General features: G+C 68.0%; 15 protein-coding genes and 1 pseudogene. 10 read left to right on the top strand and 6 right to left on the bottom strand.

Annotated elements, in window-relative coordinates; translation table 11 throughout:
- Positions 1–9: 9 nt before the first annotated feature.
- Genes CFB45_RS26175 through CFB45_RS26160 form a run of 4 tightly spaced genes read left to right on the top strand, consistent with a single transcriptional unit; the run spans position 10 to position 4,982 of the window.
- Positions 10–1,158, top strand: coding sequence for a glycosyltransferase family 4 protein (locus CFB45_RS26175; RefSeq protein ID WP_089428039.1), 1,149 nt, complete (start codon positions 10–12; stop codon positions 1,156–1,158).
- A 10-nt stretch (positions 1,159–1,168) separates the two neighbouring features.
- A complete protein-coding gene (locus CFB45_RS26170; RefSeq protein WP_089428038.1) occupies positions 1,169–2,635 on the top strand; it encodes a glucose-6-phosphate isomerase in 1,467 nt (488 codons plus the stop codon).
- Positions 2,632–3,816, top strand: a complete 1,185-nt coding sequence (locus tag CFB45_RS26165; protein ID WP_089428037.1) for a glycosyltransferase family 4 protein — start codon at positions 2,632–2,634, stop codon at positions 3,814–3,816. Before CFB45_RS26170 ends, CFB45_RS26165 begins: the two co-directional genes overlap by 4 nt.
- Positions 3,816–4,982, top strand: a complete 1,167-nt coding sequence (locus CFB45_RS26160) for a glycosyltransferase family 4 protein (protein WP_046549987.1) — start codon at positions 3,816–3,818, stop codon at positions 4,980–4,982. Before CFB45_RS26165 ends, CFB45_RS26160 begins: the two co-directional genes overlap by 1 nt.
- Positions 4,983–5,115: 133 nt before the next feature.
- On the opposite strand, the gene CFB45_RS26155 is transcribed toward CFB45_RS26160, so the two are convergent.
- Positions 5,116–6,351, bottom strand: a complete 1,236-nt coding sequence (locus tag CFB45_RS26155) for an MFS transporter (RefSeq protein ID WP_089428036.1) — start codon at positions 6,349–6,351, stop codon at positions 5,116–5,118.
- Between the two features lie 154 nt (positions 6,352–6,505).
- Between CFB45_RS26155 and CFB45_RS26150 the strand changes: the two genes are divergently transcribed.
- Positions 6,506–6,958 (top strand): winged helix-turn-helix transcriptional regulator, encoded by a 453-nt coding sequence (locus CFB45_RS26150; protein WP_179255102.1) that lies wholly within the window; start codon positions 6,506–6,508, stop codon positions 6,956–6,958.
- Between the two features lie 27 nt (positions 6,959–6,985).
- On the opposite strand, the pseudogene CFB45_RS26145 reads toward CFB45_RS26150, so the two are convergent.
- A pseudogene (locus tag CFB45_RS26145) lies at positions 6,986–7,393 on the bottom strand (MFS transporter); the annotation flags it as partial.
- Positions 7,394–7,497: 104 nt separating this feature from the next.
- On the opposite strand from CFB45_RS26145, the gene CFB45_RS26140 reads away from it, so the two are divergent.
- On the top strand, positions 7,498–7,941 hold the full coding sequence (locus CFB45_RS26140) for a GNAT family N-acetyltransferase (RefSeq protein WP_089428034.1): 444 nt from the start codon (positions 7,498–7,500) through the stop codon (positions 7,939–7,941).
- A 61-nt stretch (positions 7,942–8,002) separates the two neighbouring features.
- Here the strand turns inward: CFB45_RS26140 and CFB45_RS26135 are convergent, their stop codons facing one another.
- Together CFB45_RS26135 and CFB45_RS26130 are read right to left on the bottom strand one after the other, a co-directional pair.
- Positions 8,003–8,776 (bottom strand): AraC family transcriptional regulator, encoded by a 774-nt coding sequence (locus CFB45_RS26135; protein WP_089428033.1) that lies wholly within the window; start codon positions 8,774–8,776, stop codon positions 8,003–8,005.
- 35 nt (positions 8,777–8,811) lie between these two features.
- Positions 8,812–9,153 carry an FKBP-type peptidyl-prolyl cis-trans isomerase gene (locus tag CFB45_RS26130; RefSeq protein WP_006479474.1) on the bottom strand — a complete coding sequence of 114 codons (342 nt, stop codon included), beginning with the start codon at positions 9,151–9,153 and terminating at the stop codon, positions 8,812–8,814.
- A gap of 581 nt (positions 9,154–9,734) precedes the next feature.
- On the opposite strand from CFB45_RS26130, the gene CFB45_RS26125 reads away from it, so the two are divergent.
- Together CFB45_RS26125 and CFB45_RS26120 are read left to right on the top strand one after the other, a co-directional pair.
- Positions 9,735–10,652: a metal-dependent hydrolase gene (locus tag CFB45_RS26125; protein ID WP_089429151.1), complete on the top strand. Its 918-nt coding sequence runs from the start codon at positions 9,735–9,737 to the stop codon at positions 10,650–10,652.
- 450 nt (positions 10,653–11,102) lie between these two features.
- Positions 11,103–12,584, top strand: coding sequence for a sigma-54 dependent transcriptional regulator (locus CFB45_RS26120; protein ID WP_089428032.1), 1,482 nt, complete (start codon positions 11,103–11,105; stop codon positions 12,582–12,584).
- 28 nt (positions 12,585–12,612) lie between these two features.
- On the opposite strand, the gene CFB45_RS26115 is transcribed toward CFB45_RS26120, so the two are convergent.
- Both CFB45_RS26115 and CFB45_RS26105 read right to left on the bottom strand, forming a co-directional pair.
- Complete coding sequence (locus CFB45_RS26115; protein ID WP_089428031.1) at positions 12,613–12,999, bottom strand: GtrA family protein; 387 nt, start codon at positions 12,997–12,999, stop codon at positions 12,613–12,615.
- Between the two features lie 1,094 nt (positions 13,000–14,093).
- Positions 14,094–14,876 carry an ABC transporter substrate-binding protein gene (locus CFB45_RS26105; RefSeq protein ID WP_089428030.1) on the bottom strand — a complete coding sequence of 261 codons (783 nt, stop codon included), beginning with the start codon at positions 14,874–14,876 and terminating at the stop codon, positions 14,094–14,096.
- A gap of 234 nt (positions 14,877–15,110) precedes the next feature.
- Between CFB45_RS26105 and CFB45_RS26100 the strand changes: the two genes are divergently transcribed.
- Complete coding sequence (locus CFB45_RS26100; RefSeq protein WP_089428029.1) at positions 15,111–15,530, top strand: MbcA/ParS/Xre antitoxin family protein; 420 nt, start codon at positions 15,111–15,113, stop codon at positions 15,528–15,530.
- 2 nt (positions 15,531–15,532) lie between these two features.
- On the top strand, positions 15,533–16,228 hold the full coding sequence (locus tag CFB45_RS26095; protein WP_089428028.1) for an RES family NAD+ phosphorylase: 696 nt from the start codon (positions 15,533–15,535) through the stop codon (positions 16,226–16,228).
- Positions 16,229–16,264 lie beyond the last annotated feature (36 nt).

The following is a 16,264-nucleotide window of genomic DNA, read 5'->3' as shown; positions in this document are numbered from 1 at the left end:
AGGGCTCGCATGACTGCAACGAAAGCTGCCACGAACGTCCACGTTCACCTGTTTTACGGCGCCGATCCGCGTACTTACCGGAAAGGCGAGAACATCGGCTGCCTGTACGGCTATCACCATGCCGAATCCGACGAATTCCGGCTGACCTATTCGCAGGACGGCGGCGAGAACCGCGTCGCCAGCCTCGCGCGCCGCGCGCTGAAGGCGGCGCTCGGCTTCGACGTCGTGCATGCGTGGCGCAACCGCGCCGCGCTGCTGAACACCGACGTGATCTGGACGCACACGGAGCAGGAGCATCTGGCCGCTGCGCTGATCCTGAAGCTGGCCGGCGCGCAGGGCAAGCGCCCGCTGCTGCTCGCGCAGAGCGTATGGCTGTTCGACAAGTGGAACAGCTTCGGCGGTCCGCGCCGCTGGCTGTACCGCAAGCTGATCGCGCGCGCCGACGCGCTGACCACGCTGGCCCGCGACAACGCCGACTTGTGCCACCGCTATCTCGGCCGCGACGCCGAGTTCGTCTACTACGGGCTGAACACGCAGGATTTCCCGATCACCGAGCCGCGGCAATGGCAACCGAACCGGCCGCTGCGGATCGCGGCGATCGGCAACGATCGCGACCGCGACTGGCGCACCTTCCTTGCCGCGTTCGGCGGCGACGAGCGTTATGACGTGCGGCTCGCGACGCGCCGCCGCGTGCCGCGCGAGTGGCATGCGCCGAACGTGAAGATCGGCTCGGCGTCGGGGCTCGCGAAGCAGCACGAGCTGTACGCGTGGGCCGACGTGATCGTCGTGCCGCTGCGGCCGAACTTCCATGCGTCGGGCATCACGGTGATGCTCGAGGCCGCCGCTGTCGGCAAGCCGATGATCGTGTCGGATGTCGGCGGGCTCAGTGACTACTTCCCGCACGATACGGCCGCCTATGTGCCGGCGTTCGACGCGCAGGCGATGCGCCAGGCCGCCGATCGCTTCGTGGCCGATCCGGTCACGGCGCTCGCCTGCGCGCAGGCCGCCGCCGCGTGCCTGCGCGACCGTGACCTGACCACGCAGGCGTTCGCCGAGCAGCACGTGCGGATCACGCGCGACATGCTGCGCCGGCGCCGGACGCCGGCTGCCGCGGGCCTCGCGATGCCGCTCGCGGATTCGCGCCCGTCGTCGCGGTGAGAGCGGATCGATGAGTACGATTGCCGCCGAACGCGCACCGTCGCGCAAACGCAACTGGCTTCCCGAACCGAGGCACTGGGTCGGGCAGGCCGGGCTGTGGACGTTCACGGCCGCGCTGATCGCCATTCACCAGGGCAAGGTGCTGACGCTCGCGTTTCCGGTGCTGGCCATCGCGGTCGGCCTCTGGCTGTATTTCAAGAGTCCGGCGCGCTACGTCGGCTTCATGTGGTGGGTGTGGTTCCTGAGCCCGGAAGTGCGGCGTCTCGCCGACTGGTCGAAGGGCGCGTTCACGCCGACGAGCCTGATCCAGGTCGCGCCGCTCGCGGTGACGATGATCGCCGGCCTCGGGCTGATCCGGCATTACCGCGTGCTCGCGCAGCGGCGCGGGATCCCGATCCTGCTGATGCTGTTCGGGCTCGCGTACGCCTACCTCGTCGGGATCGTGTCGAGCGGCGTGATGGCCGCGACCTACGACCTCGCGAACTGGGTGTACCCGCTGCTGATCGGCTTTCACATCATGGTCAACGCGCGCGACTACCCCGAGTACCGCGACGTGCTGCTGTCCACGTTCATGTGGGGCATGCTCGTGATGGGCCTGTACGGCGTCGTGCAGTACTTCGTGATGCCGCAGTGGGACGTGCTGTGGATGATCGGCTCCGACATGGGCTCGCAGGGTGAGCCGGTGCCGTACGGCGTGCGCGTGTTCAGCACGATGAACTCGTCGGGGCCGTTCGCGTTCGCGATCATGGGCGCGCTGGTGTTCGTGTTCGCCGCGCCGCAGAAGATCCGCTGGTTCGCCGGGGCGGCCGGCTTCGTGTCGTTCGCGCTGTGTCTCGTGCGCTCGACGTGGGGCGGCTGGGTGATCGCGCTCGCGATCCAGCTCGCGCAGTCGAACAACCGCGTGCGGATGCGGATCCTGATCAGCGGCGTCGTGCTGGTCGGCCTGTGCGTGCCGCTGCTGACCGTCGGGCCGGTGGCCGACCGTCTCGGCGCGCGCCTGCAGTCGATCACGAACCTGAAGGACGACCGCAGCTACGACGACCGCAACAAGTTCTACGCCACCTTCGCGCAGACGGCGTTCACCGACGTCGCCGGCGAAGGGATGGGCGCGACGGGTGCATCCACGAAGCTGTCGAGCGACAGCGGCGAGCTCGGCAAGTACGGCAGCTTCGACAGCGGCGTGATGAACGTGCCGTTCGTGCTCGGCTGGCCCGGCACGCTGCTGTACCTGTCGGGCGTCGTGATGCTGTTCGGCCGCACGCTGCGCGCGGCGTTCAAGTTGCGCAAGGACAAGTTCGTCGGCGCGTGCCTGAGCCTGTGTCTGTCGACCTTCGCGATGCTCGTGTTCACGAACTCGCTGATCGGCACGGGCGGCCTGCTGATGTTCACAGCCATTTTTTCGATTCTTTCCGCGGCGCACTGGCAAAAGGCACAACGCCTGCTGGCCGCCGCGCGTTTACGGGGAGGCGACCATTGAGAATCGCGATCGTCACGCACGTCGTGCGACATAACGACGGGCAGGGCCGCGTCAATTACGAAATCGCGCGCGCGGCGCTGGCCGAGAACTACGAGGTCACGCTGGTCGCGTCGCACGTCGCGCCCGAGCTGCTGGCCGACCCGCGCGTGCGCTGGGTGCCCGTGAAGGTCGGCGGCTTCTGGCCGTCGAATCTCGTCAAGCAGCAGGTGTTCGCGCTGAAGAGCGCGGCCTGGCTGCGATCGCACCGCAGCGAGTACGACGTGCTGCACGTGAACGGCTTCATTTCGTGGATCAAGGCCGACGTCAATACCGCGCACTTCGTGCACGGCGGCTGGTTCAAGAGTCCGTACTATCCGTTCGGGCCGACGAAGGGGCTGTGGTCGGCCTACCAGTACGTCTATACGCGTGTGAACACCACGCTCGAGCGCTGGGCGTACCGGCGTTCGCGCGCGATCACGGCCGTCTCGCAGAAGGTGGCCGACGAGATCGCCGGGCTCGGCATCGACAGCCGCAAGATCAGCGTGATCTACAACGGTGTCGACGCCGGCGCGTTCGCGGGCGCACAGGCCGACCGCGCGGCATTCAAGCTGCCGGACGATGCGTTCCTGCTGCTGTTCGTCGGCGACCTGCGCACGCCGCGCAAGAACCTCGGCACCGTGCTGAAGGCGCTGACGAAGCTGCCGGCGAACGTGCACCTGGCGGTGGCGGGCTACTTGCCCGGCAGCCCGTATCCGGAGGAGGCGCGCGCGCTCGGCATCGATTCGCGCGTGCATTTCCTCGGCCTCGTTAAAAACATGCCGACGCTGATGCGCTCGGTCGACGCGTACGTGTTCCCGTCGCGCTACGAAGCGATGAGCCTGTCGCTGCTCGAGGCGATGGCGGCCGGGCTGCCGGTCGTCACCGCGCGCACGGCGGGCGGCGCGGAAATCATCACGCGCGAATGCGGGATCGTGCTGGAGGATCCGGACGATCCGGCCGCGCTCGCGCAGGCGATCGGCTCGCTCGCGGCATCGCGCGACACCTGTCGCACGATGGGCGAAGCCGCCCGCGAACTGATGACCCGTTTCGGCTGGGCGCACATGGGCGCCCAGTATGTCGCGCTTTACCGGCGCATCGGCCAACCCACGCAGCCGTCCGCTTTCGAGCGGGCCGAGCATGCAGTCACGCAGGAGCAAACGTGATGTCCCAATCTTCCCGGCCGATCAAATCGTTGCAAATCGGCATGCACTGGTTCCCCGAGCGCGCGGGCGGCCTCGACCGGATGTACTACTCGCTCGTCGGCGCGCTGCCGGGCGCGGGCGTCGAGGTGCGCGGGCTCGTCGCCGGCTCGCCGAAGGTCGCCGACGACACGGACGGCGCGATCCAGGGCTTCGGCCCCGCATCGGAGTCGCTTGCACGCCGGATGCTCGCCGCGCGGCGCGCGTTGCGCGAGGAGATCCGCAGCGAGCGGCCGGACGTGATCTCGTCGCACTTCGCGCTGTACACGTTCCCGGGCCTCGACGTCACGCGCGGGATTCCGCAGGTGTCGCATTTCCAGGGGCCGTGGGCCGACGAAAGCCAGGTCGAGGGCGCCGCATCGCTCGGCCAGCGCGCGAAGCGCTATCTCGAACAGGCGGTCTATACGCGTTCGTCGCGGCTGATCGTGCTGTCGCAGGCGTTCGGCCAGATCCTGACGAATCGCTACGGGATCGATCCGTCGCGCGTGCGCGTGATTCCCGGCTGCGTCGATACCGCGCAGTTCGATACGCCGCTCACGCCGGCCGAGGCGCGGCACAAGCTGCAACTGCCGCAGGACCGGCCGATCGTGCTGGCCGTGCGCCGGCTCGTGCGGCGCATGGGGCTGGAGGACCTGATCGACGCGATCGGCCTCCTCAAGCACCGTCACCCGGACGTGCTGCTGCTGATCGCCGGCAAGGGCAAGATCGGCGAGGAACTGCAGCAGCGCATCGATGCCGCCGGGCTGCAGGACAACGTGAAGCTGCTCGGCTTCGTGCCCGACAACCATCTCGCGGCGCTGTACCGCGCGGCGACGGTCAGCGTCGTGCCGACGGTCGCGCTCGAAGGCTTCGGGCTGATCACCGTCGAATCGCTCGCGTCCGGCACGCCCGTGCTGGTCACGCCGGTGGGCGGGCTGCCGGAGGCGGTGGCCGGGCTGTCCGACGATCTCGTGCTGCCGTCCACGGGCGCGGACGCGATCGCGGAAGGGCTCGGCGCGGCGTTGTCGGGCGCGATCACGCTGCCCGACGAGGCCGCGTGCAAGCGCTATGCACGGGACCATTTCGACAACGCGGTGATCGCGCGGCGCGTGGCCGGCGTGTACGAAGAGGCGATCCAGGCGGCAGGTTGAGTGTGCCGCGGCGCGCGACCTGCGTGCCGAACCGAAAGCCGAACCGGCGCGCGCGCGTGGCCGGTTCGCGTGCCGACCGCCCGTAGCGGGCGGCCGGCCTTCTTCTTCTTCCGATGCACGGCGCCGGCACGCGTCACGCGCGCCTGAGCGTGGCAGCCCACACGCCGAGCGCCGCCACGCTCACGACCGCACCGAGCACGCAGACGCCCGTCCATCCGGCGCGCGCATACATCATCGTCGACGCAATCGCGCCGAGCCCGCTGCCGGCCGAATAGAACAGCATGTAGCAGCCGACGAGGCGCGCATGCGCATCGGGCCGCGCGCCGAGAATCAGGCTCTGGTTGACGACGTGGACGGCCTGCCCGCCGACGTCGAGCAGCACGATGCCGACGATCAGCCATGCAATCGACGAATCGCCGAACGCGAGCGGCAGCCACGAGCACGCGAGCAGCGCGAGCGCGACGCCGGTCGTCGCTTCGCCGCGCCCGCGATCCGCGAGCCGGCCGGCGCGGGCGGCCGCTGCCGCGCCCAGTGCGCCGACGAGGCCGAACGCGCCGATCTGCGTATGCGACATCGCGTGCGGCGGCGCGCTCAGCGGCAGCACCAGTGCGCTCCAGAAGATGCTGAAGGCCGCGAACATCAGCAGCGCGATCGCGCCACGTACGCGCAGCACGCGTTCATCGCGCAGCAGCGACACCATCGATCGCAGCAGCGCTGCGTAGCCGATGCGCTCGCGCGGGCCGTTCTCGTCCGGCAATAGCCGCGACAGCACGACGAGCATCGCGATCGCGAGCGCGCCCGACACCAGATAGACGGCCCGCCAGCCCGCGATGTCGGTGACGACGCCCGCCAGCGAGCGCGCGGCCAGCAACCCGACCACGACGCCGCCCTGCGCGGCGCCCACCACGCGCCCGCGTTCGCCGGCGCCCGCGAGCGCGGCCGAGCACGCGATCAGCCCTTGCGTCATCGCGGTGCCGAGCAGCCCGACCGCGACCATTCCTGCCAGCAGCGCGACACGCGTCGACGAGGCGGCGACCCCGATGCAGGCCGCCGTCAGCAGCAATAGCTGCACGGTGATCAGGCGCTTGCGGTTCAGCAGGTCGCCGAGCGGCACGACGAATAGCAGCGCGAGCGCACAGCCGAGCTGCGTCGCGGTGATGACGCCGCCGACGGCCGCCTGCGATACGCCGAAATCCCGCGCGATCGAATCGAGCAGCGGCTGCGCATAGTAGACGTTCGCGACACTGGCCGCGCAGCAGACGGCCAGCAACGTGACGCGCGCCGCGGACAGGCGGTCGCCGTCGGCCGGATGCGCGGCACGTGTCGGCACGTTCGATGCAACGGTGCTGGAATGGCAGGAAGACTCCATGGGTTCCCTCGTGCAAAGTAGTTGCAAATTGAAACTGGTGTGAAGTGTAGGAAAAGTAGTTTTAAAATGCAACCTGTTGTGCGGCGGGCGAGCGGTCCGCGCACGGATGACCGGCGTTGCCGCGAAGGCGGCCGGCAAGATTGCGGAGAGGAACATGGCCAGGCAGAAAAGTCTTGCGGATTCGCCGTGCCCGGTGGCGCGGGCGACCGATATCGTCGGCGATCGCTGGGCGTTGCTGATCGTGCGCGATGCGTTCGACGGCGTGCGTCGGTTCGGCGATTTCCGCGCGAGCCTCGGTGTCGCGAGCAACATCCTGTCCGACCGGCTGAAGATGCTGGTGGATGCCGGCGTGTTCGACGTCGTGCCGGCATCCGACGGCACCGCGTATCAGGAATACGCGCTCACCAAAAAGGGCGAAGGGCTGTTTCCGGTGATCGTGATGTTGCGGCAGTGGGGTGAGGCGAACCTGTTCGCGCGCGGCGAGCCGCATTCGGTGCTGGTCGACCGCGGCACGGGGCGCGCGGTCCGCAAGCTCGCGCTGCGGCATGACGACGGGCGGCCTTTGAAGGCGGCCGAGACGGTCGTGAGGAAGGTCGGTGACGCGTGACCGCACCCGTTGTTCAATCGGCCGTCGTCACGACCTGACGACCTGACGCGTGGACGACGCGCCGCGATGCGCATCGGGCCGCACCCGCGTCGCGAGCAGCGCGGCAGTGATGAGCAGCGCGACCGACACGGCCGTTTCGATCCGCAACCCGTCCACGACCTGCGCCGCGCCGCCCCCGCCGGCGAGCGCGCCGAACGCAGCCACGCCCATCGCGCCGCCGGCCTGCCGCGCGGTATTCAGCACGGCCGACGCGATGCCGGCCCGTTCGGGCGCGACCGACGCGAGCACGGCGGTCGTCATCGCCGGCACCGCGAAGCCCATGCCGGTCGGAATCAGCAGGAACGGCACGAGCAGGACGGCCAGCGGTGTCGACGCGTCGATGAAATGCAGCGATCCGTAGCCGAGCGCGGCGACGAGCGCACCCGCCAGCATCGGCGGAACGCGAAGCGTCGATACGTGCCCGTGCACGGCGATTAACATGGCACTGCGGCGGCTCATGCCTGCCACCGCACACATCAACTTTCGACAGGCCCATCCGGATGAGTTCCTCGAACCTGATGACGCGCGACGCGCAGATCGCCGATCACGCCGACATCGCAAGACTGATGCACCAGCTGGGCTACGATGCGCCCCCCGCGATGATCCGCGACAAGCTGGCAGCCCTGCTGCCGAGCGCGGTCGATCGCATCCTGGTCGCGACGGTCGCGGGCAGCGTGGTGGGCTGCATCAGCCTGCATGCGCTTGCGCTATTTCACGCGCACGGCAATCTCGGGCGTATCACCAGCCTGGTCGTCGACGAAGGCTGTCGCGGGCAGGGTGTCGGCGGCGCGCTGATCGCGGCGGCGCACATCTGGTTCGAGTCGACGGGGTGCGTGAAACTGGAGGTGACGAGCGGCGACCTTCGGCTCGATGCGCACCGCTTTTACGCGCGGCACGGCTTCATGCGGGACGGACAACGGTTGTCGAAGCTCGTCCGGCCGTAATGCCACCACACGATCGCGCGGCGTAGCCGCTGTCGCGGAACAACCGGCGACGCGTGGCCGTTCAATGCCGCTCGCCGCGCCAGCGTCCCGGCGCCACGCCGAAGCGCTTCGTGAACGCATGGGTGAACGTGCTTTGATCCGCGAAGCCGACCCTCCCGGCGATATCGACGAGCGGATACCGGCCGTCCGCGAGCAGGATCACGGCCGCGTCGAGCCTGAGCCGCTGCAGGTAGCGATGCGGCGTTTCACCGAACGCGTCGACGAACAGTTGATGAAAGCGGCGCATCCCGTAGCCGCAGTGCGCGGCGAGATCGGCGATGCGCAGCGGCTCCTCGAGCCGTGCGCGCAGCCAGCGATCGATGCGCGCGAAATCGAGGCCGGAGGCGGGCGCGGCGATGGCGCGTTCGTCGAGCAGCGCGCCACACAGCCGCGCGGCGGCCTGCCACTGGAAACGGTGCGCGGCCGCGTGCCGCGCGTCGTCGGCGGGGGCGTCGAGTTGCGCGGCGGCGGCCGCGATCTGCGCGACCAGCGACGTCAGTGCCGGATCGATCGTCACGGCGCGCGCGCTGTCGAACAGCCGCTGCGGCACCGCGAGCGACGCGAGGGGAAGATTGAGCACGAGCTGGCGGTTCTCGCCGAGGCCCGCGTAATCGTGGCGCGCGCCGGCCGGAACCAGCCACGCGCCGTGCCGGTCGAGCCGCTGGCTGACGCCGTCCACCGCCATCACCATCGCACCGTCGATGCCGAGCACGATCTGGTGAAAGTCGTGCACGTCCGACGCTTCGAGCGTGTCGTAGCGTTGCAGTGCGATGGTGGGGGACGAAAGGTGGGCCATGGGGCAGGGCGTCGGCCGGCGGCTCGCGTGCGGTATCAGACGTCGAGCAGTTCGACTTCGAACACGAGCGTCGCATTCGGCGGAATCACGCCGCCTGCGCCGCGCGGGCCGTAGCCGAGTTGCGGCGGGATCGTCAGGCGACGCACGCCGCCGACCTTCATGCCCTGCACGCCTTCGTCCCAGCCCTTGATGACCATGCCGCCGCCGAGCACGAACGCGAACGGGTCGTTGCGATCCTTGCTCGAATCGAATTTCTGACCATCGGTCAGCCAGCCCGTGTAGTGGACGCTGACGGTCTTACCGGCTTGCGCTTCCGCGCCGGTGCCTTCGGTCAGGTCTTCGTATTTGAGGCCCGATTCGGTCGTGATGACAGACATGACTTCTCCTGAAAAAGGATGGGTAAAACCGCTATTGTAGGCGAGCGCGCAGCGGGCCGCCGCTCGTGGCTGTCGGCCGCTCGCACGTATGTCGCGGGCGGCGCCGGGCCGCCGTGGCCGTGATCGTCCGAAGCGCAAATGGAACGCGCGTTTGAATTTTTCGCGCGCCTCGCGACCGCGGTTGCACCGTGTGAGTGCGACGCGTGTATGAATCGGTGCTACCAGAGCGCGCCGCGGCGTACCGCGTGGCGTTGCCGATTTCCGTGAAACGCCCGCCGAATGGGGCGTTCAGGCCGTCGACGTGACACGGCACGGCGCGGCGCGTAGCGCTCGCGAGCCACCGCGCGCGTTCGAATCCCGCCCGGTCCGCACGCTGTTCGAGCGCCGTTTTTTCCGCCTTTTCGACCGTGCCCTGTTTGGAAGCGCGCATCTACAGCGCGGCTTGCGTGCGCCGCCGCGGGCGGCCTATCTTTACAGCTGTCGATGTCAAGATTTTGGCGGTGCGCGACGCGCCGCCCGGGCCTGCGCCGGCTGCGTCGGACGACGCGCCGGGCCGCTCCGGAACCAGGAGAACGATGAACATGAAGTCAGCCGCTTCCGCCACCGCAGCCGGGATCATGCCGGTGCGCCGCGACCTGCGCTTCGACCTGCCGGTCGAACGCGCGAAGGACTGGCATGGCCTCGGGTCGCACGTGACCCATTTCTTCAACGCGCTGTCGCTGCTGTTTCCGGCCGGTGAGCGTTTCTTCATGGATTCGGTGCGCAACTACCGTGACCGGATCGACGATCCCGTGCTGAAGCAGCAGGTGCTCGGCTTCATCGGCCAGGAAGCGATGCACACGCGCGAGCACATCGAGTACAACGAGCTGATGCAGGCGAACCACCTGCCCGCGCGCAAGCTCGACAAGCGCGTCTGGACGGTGCTCGGCTACATGAAGCGCAAGCTGCCGCATTCGGTGCAGCTCGCGCATACGGTCGCGGCGGAGCACTACACGGCGATGCTCGCCGACTGGCTGCTGCGCGACCCGACGCGCCTCGACGGCTCGGTCGAGGGCTACCGCCAGATGTGGATCTGGCACGCGCTCGAGGAAACCGAGCACAAGGCCGTGTCGTTCGACGTCTGGAACACCGCGATGGAACCGGGGCTGCGCCGTTACCTGATCCGCATCGGCGTGTATCTGCTGACGACGCTGACGTTCTGGCCGACCGTATTCCTGATGCATGCGACGCTGCTGTGGCGCGATCGCGGCGCCGGCCATCACGTGCGCGGCATGCTGCGGATGATCGCGTTCCTGTACGGGCCGCGCCGGGGGCTGTTCCCGCGCATCGCCGGCGAATGGCTGAGCTTCTTCCGGCCGGGCTTCCATCCGTGGGATCACGACAATCACCACCATCTGGCGCGGGTCGACGCGCTCGCCGCCGCCTACGGCGAACAGGGCGGCGCACCGGCCGGCCGTGGCCGTGCCAACGCGCCGGCGCCGCTCGCATCGGGCCGCTGAGACCGCCGCTGCGCCGGCAGGCCCGGCATCGGGCCGCGCATGTTGCGTTCGTGCATCAACCGTCTTCTTCTGACGATTGACCGAAATCAATTCGAACCGGCTGCGCGGTCGCCCGGCGGGCCCGTCGACCGGTTGTGCACGCATGCGCGGGCGAGCCGATCCGGTGTGCGCGGCATTGCCCGTGAACGCCGAGCGCCAGCACCGGCGCGGCTTTGCGCGCCGCGCAGCCGCCCGTTCAGGGGTCCCGCCGCGTACGCCACCGGGATAACACCCATCTAGCCGCGCACCGGCCGCATCGATATACCGTTCATGACAATGTCCACCTCACGCGCGATTCCTGCACGGGGGGATTTTATTCGGACGGAAATGCGGCCAATATGTCGGTTCGATCGAGGTCCGTCGCGCGTGACGGCGAGCCGGCGCGATACCAACGCCAAGCGGGGAACAACGATGGTTGCTAGGTCACCTGACGCAAACGGGCATGCGGTGCCCGAGATGTCGCATGTGTCCGTCACCGCGCCCGAGGACGGACGCAAGCTGTTCGTGATCATGCGCTCGCCCGATGAGCCGTTGCTTGCGCAACTGCGCGGGCTCGGCTGGGAAATCGCCGTCGCGAAGACGGCCGGCGCCGCGCAGAACATGACCTCCGGCGTGAGCGTCGCCGCTGGTCTGGTCGATTTCACCGGGTTCACGTCGCGCGACTATCCCGCGCTGAAGGCGTGCCTGAGCCAGCCGTCGATCGGCTGGATTTCCATCGCGCAGGCCGGCATCACGATCAGCCCCGCGGTGCGCGAACTGATCCGCAGCTATTGCTTCGATTACGTGACCCTTCCGTTGCCCTACGAATGGATTTCGCACGTGCTCGGCCATGCGCGCGGGATGGCCGCGCTCGATCGCGTCGATGGCGCGGCTTACGCGGCGTCGATCGGCGAACACGGGATGATCGGCAACTGCGAGGCGATGCAGCAGCTGTTCAGCACGATCCGCAAGGTCGCGAAGACCGACGCGAGCGTGTTCATCTCCGGCGAGTCGGGCACCGGCAAGGAGCTGACGGCGCTCGCGATTCACGAGCGCTCCGGCCGCGGCAAGGGGCCGTTCGTCGCGATCAATTGCGGCGCGATTCCGCATCACCTGCTGCAGTCGGAACTGTTCGGCTACGAGCGCGGCGCGTTCACCGGCGCGAACCAGCGGCGCGCGGGCCGGATCGAATCGGCGAACGGCGGCACGCTGTTTCTCGACGAAATCGGCGACATGCCGGTCGAAAGCCAGGCGAGCCTGCTGCGCTTCCTGCAGGAAGGGAAGATCGAGCGGCTCGGCGGGCAGGAATCGATTCCGGTCGACGTACGGATCATCTCGGCCACCCACGTCGACCTTGACGGCGCGGTCGAGGCCGGGCGCTTCCGCGCGGACCTTTATCACCGCCTGTGCGTGCTGCGCATCCACGAGCCGCCGCTGCGCGCGCGCGGCAAGGATATCGACATCCTCGCGCACTACGTGCTGCAGAAATTCAAGTCCGACAGCGGCCGCAAGATCAGCGGCTTCACGTCGGCCGCGCTCGACGCGATGCGCCGCTATGAATGGCAGGGCAACGTGCGCGAGCTGATCAACCGCGTGCGGCGCGCGATCGTGATGGCCGAAAGCCGGCTGCTGACGCCGCACGATCTCGGGCTCGAGACGCCGGGCGAAACCGAACCCGTGACACTCGAACAGGCGCGGGCGCTCGCCGAGCGCACCGCGATCGAGAATGCGCTGCTGCGCAACGATCACCGCATCAACAAGGCCGCGGCCGAACTCGGCATTTCACGCGTGACGCTCTACCGGATGATGATCGAGCACGGGCTGAACGATCACGACAACAACGGCGGGAACGGCGACAACGGCGGGCACGACGGCGCGCCGTCCGGCGACGCGGGGCATCAGCGGGTCGGCTGAGCGGCGCATGCGTGACGCGTGAGCCGCTTCAGCGATAGGTCCAGAGCCGGTGCAGCACGAACGTGACCGGCGGCACGCACAGCACGACCGCGACGATGCTCCACGCGCGGGCGAGGCCGAGCGTTTCGGTGGCGTGCGCCAGCAGCATCGTCATGCCGAGGCCGGCCAGCGCGACGGCGAGAAAGCGCACGAAGTTGCCCCACGTCACCGGCGACGAAAAACTCCACAGCGTGTTGGCGAGATACGAGAACGCGGTCGAGCACGCGAACGCGATCGCGTTCGCGCTTACCGGCGTCGCGTCGAACAGCGCGAACATCGCGGCCGCGATCAGCGCATGCAGCGCGGTCGAACCGACGCCCGACACCCCGAAGCGAATCAGCCTGGCGCGTTCGGCGGTATAGAGGGTGCGGATCATCGGGTGCGGTCGTTCGGGTGATGGGGCGGCGTGTGGGCGGTGTCGTGAGGGCGCCGGCGCAAACATGACGCGCGCCGGTTTCGCAGTATAGCGATGCCGCCGGCCGATGGATGCGCGGACAACCTGCGGCTCCCGTGCCGCCTGCGCCATGTAAAGCGCATGAAACATTTTCGCCTCGACGGTCACGCAAATTGGCGCGGGAAATCGGGGTGAACGGCCGGCACCCGTCGGTAAAAATGTCGCGCTGCATTGTTCAGCCTTATCCGGCAAGGCAGGGCTGCGACGCAGCCAGCTGCAGTCCGCGCGCCGCGTGTTTCAGTTTCGTAACTTCCCGCCTTTCGCACCCGTTCCGGCCACCACGCTGCCCGGTCAACCCCTTGTCCGGACGGGCTCGCGCGACGCTGGCCCGCTCCTTGCGACAGTGGGCGTGCGAAAGTCGACGATGCACGGTCCGTCCGGTTCGGCAGCGAACCCTGTCAGTACCGGCCAGGACACAGTCCGCGGGGATGCGGCGACGGCGCGCGGCACGACAGCTGCGTTCCGGCGAGCACGGAGTGTCGTCGCCTGATCGTCGGGGCACCGGTCGAGTCCGGTTGCCGGAACAACCATCAGATTGATACGGGGAAGAAAAATGATCGATCGCCACACGCCGCGGCCGGCAGGCCGCGATCGCAGTGATTCGGAGCATCGCCGGTCGAACGTCGTTCTTGCAGCCGGCCGGCATGCATCGACAGGCCATCTCTCCGCGCCCGGTGCGAGGCGGATCCGGTTGATTGCCGGTCATCCGCGCCGGGTCGGCACTTTCCTGCACGCGAACCCGATTCGCAAGGGCATGTGCACACGGGCGCCGGTACCTCGACGCCCGGTCTTCGCCTACTGACTGAAGCCGCACGATATCCGTTCGCGCGAGGCATCGTCCCCGCGGACGATCAATCTGCAATCCGAATGAAATGCGAAGCGTCGTGCGATGTGTGCGACGGATGAAGCATTCGATGCGACGGCAAACGGCGTTACGCCGGTGCCGTCCGGTGGTGAGGGGAGGGGCGGTCGGACGCGCGCGACGGGTGTGGCGCCCGTACGCGCGCGACGCCGTTTCAGCCGCCGTAGATGTCGAAGTCGAAGTACTTGGACGCGAGCCGCTTGTAGGTGCCGTCCTTGACCATCTCGAGGATGGCGCCGTCGATCTTCGCCTTCAGGTCGGTGTCCTCCTTGCGCAGCCCGATGCCGGCGCCGATGCCGAGCACCTTCTCGTCGACGAGCTCGGGGCCGACGAACGAGTAGTTCGCGCCGCGCGGCGATTTCAGGAACCCGATGGCCGCCTGCACTTCATCCTGCAGTGCCGCGTCGAGGCGGCCCGAGGTCAGGTCCGCGTACACGCCGTCCTGGTTCTGGTACGACACGACGTTCGCGCCTTGCTTGCCCCAGTACGCCTTCGCATACGTTTCCTGCGTCGTGCCCTGTTCGACGCCGATCGATTTGCCCTTCAGCGATTCGGCCGTCGGCAGCAGCGGCGAGCCCTTCTTCACGACGAGCCGCGTCGGCTGGTTGTAGATCTTCGTCGTGAAGCCGATCTGCTGCGCACGCTGCGGCGTAATCGACATCGACGACAGCACCGCATCGAACTTCTTCGCCTTCAGCGCCGGAATCATCCCGTCGAAATCGTTCTCGAGCCACACGCACTTCGCCTTCAGGCGCGCGCAGATCTCGTTGCCGAGGTCGATGTCGAAGCCGACGAGCTTGCCGTCCGGCGCCTTCGACTCGAACGGCGCGTAGCTGGCATCGGTGCCGAAGCGGATCGTGGTCCAGTCCTTCGCGACGGCGGGGCCTGCGGATACCGCGAGCAGGGCGATCGAAACAGCGGCAATCAGTCTCTTCATGGTGCGTTCCTTGGCGGGGTGCTTCCGGTTTCTGTGCGACACGGTTTCACGGATACGAACCGCGTCTGCGCGCGGTGTCCGCACGGCCATTAACGCAGAAAATAAAATCAGAGTCCAGAATGGACAAAAAATATCGTTTTGTCGGATGGGCGGATCGATCGGCGGGTCTCGACCCTTGCAAAAATACGAAAATGGACTAATCTTGTTAGTAAATTCGTTTCGAGACTAACGATCATGTCACGGCCCGCTTATGAATCGCACTCCGCCTCGCCGCAGGCCTCGGTCGCGCAGATGTCGGCGGCTGGCCTGCGCGCGTTTTTCAACATCGCACGCGACTGGGAACTGACGATCGACGAGCAGATCGTGCTGCTCGGGTCGCCCGGCCGTTCGACGTTCTTCAAGTGGAAGGCCACGCCGGAATCGGCGCGGCTGCCGCGCGATACGCTCGAACGGCTATCGCTGTTGCTCGGCATCTACAAGGCGCTGCAGATCCTGCTGCCGCAGCCGGCCGCGGCCGATGCGTGGGTCAAGCGGCCGAACGACGCGGCGCCGTTCGGCGGCAAGCGCGCACTCGACCGGATGCTCGCCGGCAACGTCGGCGATCTGGTCGCCGTCCGGCAATATCTCGACGCGATGCGAGGTGGCTGGGCGTGACCATGCCGATCCAAGCACAACAATGGCCCACGACCGCGGTCGACTGGGCGCCAGCCTATCGCGTGATCCCCACCCGTTTCCCGGCGATCAACCTGTTCGACCGCGTAGCCTCGGCGGACGATTTCGACGCGCTTTACGCACTCGAATCGCTGACCAACGACCGCATCCGCAACGAAGTCGGCACACTGGACCTCGTGCCGCCCGCCGAGCGCCGCTATGGGCAGGGCTGGGGGCCGATCATGGCCGCGTTCACGCACCTGAATCCGCAGGGCAGCCGCTTTTCCGACGGCAGCTACGGCGTGTTCTACTGCGCGCGTTCGCGCGATACGGCGATCGCCGAAACGCGGTATCACAGCGCGTTGTTCCTGGAAGCGACCAAGGAGCCGCCGATGCGCCAGCAAATGCGGCTCTATACGGTGATCGCGCAGGGCGACGTGGCCGACATCCGCACGTGGCCGAAACGCGATCCGGCGCTGCTGCATCCGCTCGATTACAGCGCCGGGCAGGCGCTTGGTCGCGCGGTGCGCAATGCGGGCGGTGCGGGGATCGTCTATCCGTCGGTGCGCGACCCGCGCGGCGAGTGCCTGGCGGCGTTCCGCACCGCGCTGCTGCGCGACTGCCATCACGCGGCCTACCTCGAATACAACTGGAACGGCTCGGCCGTCGATGCGGTGTTCGAACTGAACCAGGTCGGCTAGGGCCCGCTTGCGCGCGTCAGCATCTATCAGCCCCTG

The sequence above is a fragment of the Burkholderia sp. HI2500 genome (genome assembly GCF_002223055.1).
Taxonomy (GTDB): domain Bacteria; phylum Pseudomonadota; class Gammaproteobacteria; order Burkholderiales; family Burkholderiaceae; genus Burkholderia.
The sequence above is the reverse complement of the archived record's forward strand: the minus strand, read 5'-3'. Positions and strand labels throughout refer to the sequence as shown.

Bases quoted from the DNA above. Each gene is read 5' to 3' on its own strand.
- CFB45_RS26175 (WP_089428039.1), top strand. From the start codon at position 10: ATGACTGCAACGAAAGCTGCCACGAACGTCCACGTTCACCTGTTTTAC.
- CFB45_RS26170 (WP_089428038.1), top strand. From the start codon at position 1,169: ATGAGTACGATTGCCGCCGAACGCGCACCGTCGCGCAAACGCAACTGG.
- CFB45_RS26160 (WP_046549987.1), top strand. From the start codon at position 3,816: ATGTCCCAATCTTCCCGGCCGATCAAATCGTTGCAAATCGGCATGCAC.
- CFB45_RS26155 (WP_089428036.1), bottom strand. From the start codon at position 6,351: ATGGAGTCTTCCTGCCATTCCAGCACCGTTGCATCGAACGTGCCGACA.
- CFB45_RS26150 (WP_179255102.1), top strand. From the start codon at position 6,506: ATGGCCAGGCAGAAAAGTCTTGCGGATTCGCCGTGCCCGGTGGCGCGG.
- CFB45_RS26140 (WP_089428034.1), top strand. From the start codon at position 7,498: ATGAGTTCCTCGAACCTGATGACGCGCGACGCGCAGATCGCCGATCAC.
- CFB45_RS26135 (WP_089428033.1), bottom strand. From the start codon at position 8,776: ATGGCCCACCTTTCGTCCCCCACCATCGCACTGCAACGCTACGACACG.
- CFB45_RS26130 (WP_006479474.1), bottom strand. From the start codon at position 9,153: ATGTCTGTCATCACGACCGAATCGGGCCTCAAATACGAAGACCTGACC.
- CFB45_RS26125 (WP_089429151.1), top strand. From the start codon at position 9,735: ATGAAGTCAGCCGCTTCCGCCACCGCAGCCGGGATCATGCCGGTGCGC.
- CFB45_RS26120 (WP_089428032.1), top strand. From the start codon at position 11,103: ATGGTTGCTAGGTCACCTGACGCAAACGGGCATGCGGTGCCCGAGATG.
- CFB45_RS26115 (WP_089428031.1), bottom strand. From the start codon at position 12,999: ATGATCCGCACCCTCTATACCGCCGAACGCGCCAGGCTGATTCGCTTC.
- CFB45_RS26105 (WP_089428030.1), bottom strand. From the start codon at position 14,876: ATGAAGAGACTGATTGCCGCTGTTTCGATCGCCCTGCTCGCGGTATCC.
- CFB45_RS26100 (WP_089428029.1), top strand. From the start codon at position 15,111: ATGTCACGGCCCGCTTATGAATCGCACTCCGCCTCGCCGCAGGCCTCG.
- CFB45_RS26095 (WP_089428028.1), top strand. From the start codon at position 15,533: ATGCCGATCCAAGCACAACAATGGCCCACGACCGCGGTCGACTGGGCG.